At 70.5% G+C, this 5,000-nt stretch carries 4 protein-coding genes; all 4 read right to left on the bottom strand.

Annotation, left to right across the window (positions count from 1 at the left end; all coding sequences use genetic code 11):
• On the bottom strand, positions 1-1,762 hold a 1,762-nt coding region (locus tag ACTWQJ_RS46280; RefSeq protein WP_443312387.1), incomplete at its 3' end, for a non-ribosomal peptide synthetase.
• A gap of 7 nt (positions 1,763-1,769) precedes the next feature.
• The gene (locus tag ACTWQJ_RS46275; RefSeq protein WP_443312386.1) at positions 1,770-2,177 is read right to left on the bottom strand and encodes a nuclear transport factor 2 family protein; all 408 of its coding nucleotides are present in this window, start codon (positions 2,175-2,177) and stop codon (positions 1,770-1,772) included.
• Complete coding sequence (locus ACTWQJ_RS46270; protein WP_443312385.1) at positions 2,174-4,363, bottom strand: aminotransferase class III-fold pyridoxal phosphate-dependent enzyme; 2,190 nt, start codon at positions 4,361-4,363, stop codon at positions 2,174-2,176. The genes ACTWQJ_RS46275 and ACTWQJ_RS46270 overlap by 4 nt, the downstream gene beginning before the upstream one ends.
• Before the next feature lie 53 nt (positions 4,364-4,416).
• Positions 4,417-5,000 (bottom strand): prephenate dehydrogenase dimerization domain-containing protein (locus tag ACTWQJ_RS46265; protein ID WP_443312384.1); only part of this gene is annotated, 584 nt, incomplete at its 5' end.

Genomic DNA, 5,000 nt, shown 5'->3' with positions numbered 1-5,000 from the left:
GTTTCTGGGCGTCGACGCGGGCGGCGAGCGCCCGGACGGTGGCGGCTTCAAGGAGTTCAGCGACGGAGAGTGCGACGCCGGTGGCCCGTTCCAGACGGGCCAGGACGACCATGGCGGAGAGCGAGTCGCCACCCGCCGCGAGAAAGTCGGTGTCCGGGCCGGCCGGCCCGCCGAGCACATCGCGCCAGATGGCCGCCACCGTGCCGGTGGTGTCCGCGTCGAAGGCGGTCTTCTCTGCGTGGGGGACCTGCGAGGTCTGCACGCTCCGTGCCAGCAGCTGCCGGTCGGCCTTGCCGTTCGCCGTCACCGGAATCGCGCGCAGCGGCGTGACCGCGGCCGGAACCATGTGGGCAGGCAGCGACTCGGCCAGGTGAGTGAGCAGTTCGGCCTCGGACACCCTCCGCCCGGCGGCGGGGCGGACGAACGCCACGAGTCTTGTGAGCGGGGCGTCCCCCTGAGCGACCGCCACCGCCTCGCGCACCGCCGAGTGGGCGAGCAGGGTCTGTTCGACCTCGCCCGGTTCGACCCGGTGACCGCGGATCTTGATCTGGTCGTCGAGCCGGCCGAGGAAGGCCAGATTGCCGTCCGGCAGCTGCCGCACCCGGTCCCCGGTCAGATACGCCCTGCGGTCGGGCCTGCCCGGTTCGGGGATGAAGCGCTCGGCCGTCAGCTCCGGCCGACCGAGATAGCCCCGGGCCACTCCGGCGCCGCCCACACACAGTTCGCCCTCTTCCCCCGGCGCCACCGGCCGCCGGCCGGGCCCGAGAACCTGCACCGACGCCCCCGCGACCGGCCTGCCGATGGGTACCTCGTCGGACCAGCTCTCGTCGTACGCGTCCATCACCTGCCAGCAGGCGTAGACGGTCGTCTCGGTCGGTCCGTAGCCGTTGACGATCCGGCAGCCGGGCAGTGCCCGCAGCGCCTGCCGCACCGAACGCGGATGGGCCCGGTCACCGCCCGATATGAGCAGCCGCAACCCGCGCAGCTGGGGCGTGATGTGCTCCACCGCCAGCCGGAAGAGCGGGGCGGCCAGCCGCAGTACCGTCACGCCGTGCCGGCTCACGGTGCGGCCGATGTCGTGGACGGTCGGGTCCGGCTGCTCGGGCAGGACGAGCGTCGCGCCGTTCAGCAGGGCACCCCAGATCTCGAACACCGACGGATCGACATGCAGCGGGGCGAGCTGCAGAAAGACGTCGTCGGGGCCGAGCCCGGCCGTCGTGCCGCGCACCAGGCCGAGCACGGAACCCTGCTCCACCAGTACGCCTTTGGGCCGTCCTGTGCTGCCCGAGGTGTACATGACGTAGCAGAGCGCGTTCGGCTGTTGTGGCACCGGGGCGAAGGGGGGTGCGTCGCCGGGTGGAGACTCGTCGATGCACCGGATCTCGACGTGCTCGGGGAGCAGGGCACGCAGCCGCGGTACGTCATCGGTCGCCGCGAAGACCACGCGGGCTCCGCTGTCCTCGACGAGTGTGCGCAGCCGCGCACCAGGAGAGCGCGGGTCCAGCGGCACATATGCGCCCCCGGCCAGGACGATGCCGAGCAGTGTGGCCATGGTCCCGGGCGAACGCGGCGCACAGATCCCGACGACTTCTTCGGGTCCGAGCGTGCCCGCCAGCCGTCCGGCCACCGCCCCGGCCCAGTCGGCCAGTCGACGGTAGCTGATCCGGAGGTCACCAGCGGTCAGGGCGGTGCTGTCCGGGCGGGCTGCCACTGCCTCGTGGAAGGCACCGCCCAGGGTGTCGACAGAAGCTGTGTGCGTCATCGGCGCGTCACCCGCGGGGAGCGCTCAAGGCCTCGACGACGCTGGCAGTGTCGTAGAGATCCAGGTATCGCGTGATCAGACCGTCCCGGACGGTGAAGACATTCATCCACTGCGCCTCGTACCGGGCGTCGTTGGCCAGGATCCGGGTCCGGCTGACGCCGAGGACCAGCACCCTGTCCCTCGATTCGAGGTATTCGTACGCCTCGCATTCCTGGACTTCGATCAGTCCCCGGACGATGCCGAAGAACTCCCGGAAACCCGACACGCCTCGGTAGGTCCCCGCCCACGGAAGGGACTTGGGTCCGTGGTAGATCCATTCGAAGTCGTCGGAGAGCATCGCCTCGATGTCTTCGAGCCGACCCTCGTCGAACAGCCGGAAGAAGCGGCGGATCACATCGACGTTCTGTTCGCTCATGAATTGCTCCCCAAGGCGCTGGACTTGTGTGTGGCGCTCCGGCGCCACGGCAGGGCGCTGCGGAGCATCTCTTCCGCATGGAATCGGGCCACTTGAGCGAGCAGCCGGTAGGTGCTGCTGCGCGAGAGTTCCTGGGCGCTGCGCATCACCTGGCGGATCTCGTCCTCCGTGGCGATCAACGGCAGCAGGAAGACGTCGTAGACGATGAACGCCCTGGCTCTGGTGATCCACCAGAGCATCGTCGAGAAGGTCATCAACTCACCGTCGGGTTCGATGATTCGGCGCAGGAGGCGGGGCAGGCGCACCTCGATGCGGCCGAGCAGCCCCTCGGCGAACCGCCGTCCGACGCTCGGTGAGTGCTTGCGCATTCCGGCGATTCCGGTGCGCACAACTTCCGAGAGCGCAGCGACACGCCGGTCGAGCCGGAGCGCGTCGACCTGGGCGATGGCCTGCAGCGCGAAGTGTGCGCCGAGCGGGCTGGCGTGGTGCTGCCGGAGTTCGCTCACCAGCTGGGGATTGGTCTTCGTGGCCGCCTCATGGACGGCGTCGGAGACCAGGGCCGCTCCGGTGGGGAAGCAGCCGTAGCTGAGCGCTTTGGAGAGGCTCATCACATCGATCACGGGCAGCCGGCCCTGGTGGGCGAAGCGTCGTCCGCACCGGTAGAAGGAGGTGAGCACCTCGTCGACGCCGATCAGGTAGCCGTGTTCCGTACGGCCGCAGGCCACGACGTCGAGCAGCGCGTCGGGAACGGGGCCGTACGAATCCGAGCTGCCATGGACGAGTTCGATCCAGACCAGGCCGATGTGGCCCGAGTCGATCTCGGCGCGGAACTCGTCGGCCGCGCGCGTCGAGTACGGGTCGATGTAGACGATGTCCTCGTAGAGCGGCGCGAAGGGCGCGCGAGTCTTCGTCGCGGCGGTGGCCAGCAGCGAAACCAGTGTCTTTCCGCCGTAGTTGTGCTTGAAGACGACGATCCGCCGCCGCTCGGGGCGGGCGAGCCGGGCCAGGATCAGTGCGTTCTCCACCGCCGAGGCGCCGCTGACCGCGGGAAAGGTGTGAGGCAGCCCCGTCTCCCCGGCCAGGACCCGCCGCAGCTCGGCTGCATAGTCGCGGTCCGGATCGTGTCGGCGCACCACGTCGGTCAGTGCGTCGGTCGGGTTGTGGCCGTTGACGCCGAGGCCCGCGCCGCACAGCCCGTCGACCAGGTCCAGCCGGCGGCCGGAGTCCAGCTGGACGGTCAGCCGGGAGCCCTTGGCCTGTACGACGTGCAGGGCGCCGCGCAGTTTGCGGTGCATCCGTACCGTCACCGGGTTCACATGGCGTGCGTACAGATCGAGGGTGCGCTGCCAGTCCGTCGCGGTCGCGGCCAGCACCCGGTGCACCGGGCTCTCGACGTCCCACCGCGGCACCAGCCGTCGTTTGACGGCGCGCATGGCGACTGTGTTGCCGCCGTAGGTGTTGGAGTGCAGGAAACCGGTCGCGGGCGTGCTCCACGGGGCGAACACGTCGTGGGTACCGATGAATGCACCGAACGGGATCTCGTAGCCGGTCAGCGATTCGCCGACCACGACGATGTCGGGCCGGGCGGCCGATACGGCCGGGGAGCGAGGCCGCAGCGGGTCGGCGTCGGAGAGGTCGAGGGCGATGCGGGCGCCGTGGGCGCGGGCGAGCTCGGCGAGTCCGGTCAGCTCCGCGGGGTCGAGGTTCTCCGGATCGCGGACGACGAGGCCGCAGTACGTGCCCGTCGACATGGCGGCGCGCAGTGTGTCGACGGTGGGGTAGGTGGCGAGGCCCGGTACCAGGGCGCGTTCGGGCCCTTGGCCGAGCGGGTCGGCGCGCCGGCCGAGCGTGCCGTCGGGGTCGAGGACGAGCACCCGGCCGCCGTGGGCGCCGACGGAGGCGAGGGCGCGGTGGCGCAGCAGCTTGACGGCGCCGTGCAGGGCCTCGAAACGGGAGTTCGCGAAGAAGCTCCGGTAGGCCGTACCGGAAGGCATGCCGCCGAGCTCGCGCATCAACTCGCTGAGGAGGAAGCCCACGTGGGCGGAGTCTTCGGTGACGAACCAGGACGGCATCGCGAAGATGGGACGCTGCTGTTCGATGAGGTCGGTCAGGATGTCGAGGGTGTCCTGGCTCGCCGACCGCATGTAGCGTTCGCCGGCACGGTCAGGATCGGGATTCGCGGACACGTCGGAATTCATGAACTCGTCGGAATTCAAGGACAAGAGAGAACCAATCCCCGTCATGGCTGGGTGGATGTAACGGGTACGGCGGAGGGTCGCCGGCGGACCGCCCAGCCTCGCTCGAGCAGGGCGTCGGTCAGTGGGCGCGCCGCGTCAGGGGCGACCAGGAGCTCGACCGAGCCTTGCGGCGCCGCCAGATCCGGAAACGCCATGTCCTCCAGATCCACCCGTGCCTCGCTCACATCCTCGAGCAGCCGCCCCAGGCGGCGGTCCGGGCCGCCGATGGAGACCGAGAGCGAGGTGGCAGAGGGCGCTCCTCCGCCGCCGTATGCGGTCGTGATGCGGGCCCGGCCCTCGCAGCCGCGGCGCAGGATGTCGGTCAGGTCCGCCAGGGCACCGCCCTGCTGTTCCGGTGTCCCATCGGTGAGTCGGGCCAGTGCGTCGGCCGTTCGCTGCAGGTCGGCTGTGAGTTCGGCGAGCAGCGCGCCGACGGCCGGGGCGTTGGCCGCGAGGATGTCCGTCCACAGCGCGGCGTCGCCTGCGGCGATCCGGGTGACGTCCCGCATGCCACCACCGGCCAGCCGTACCGCGTAGTCCTCGCCCTCCAGCAGCCGGGCGGCGGTGAGGCTCGCCATCAGGTGGG

It is taken from the genome of Streptomyces sp. KR55, from assembly GCF_052245645.1.
In the GTDB taxonomy this organism is placed as follows: domain Bacteria; phylum Actinomycetota; class Actinomycetes; order Streptomycetales; family Streptomycetaceae; genus Streptomyces; species Streptomyces flavusporus.
This window is presented reverse-complemented; position numbering and strand designations above follow the sequence as displayed.

Coding starts and splice junctions, on each gene's coding strand:
- ACTWQJ_RS46275 (WP_443312386.1), bottom strand. CDS start 2,177: ATGAGCGAACAGAACGTCGATGTGATCCGCCGCTTCTTCCGGCTGTTC.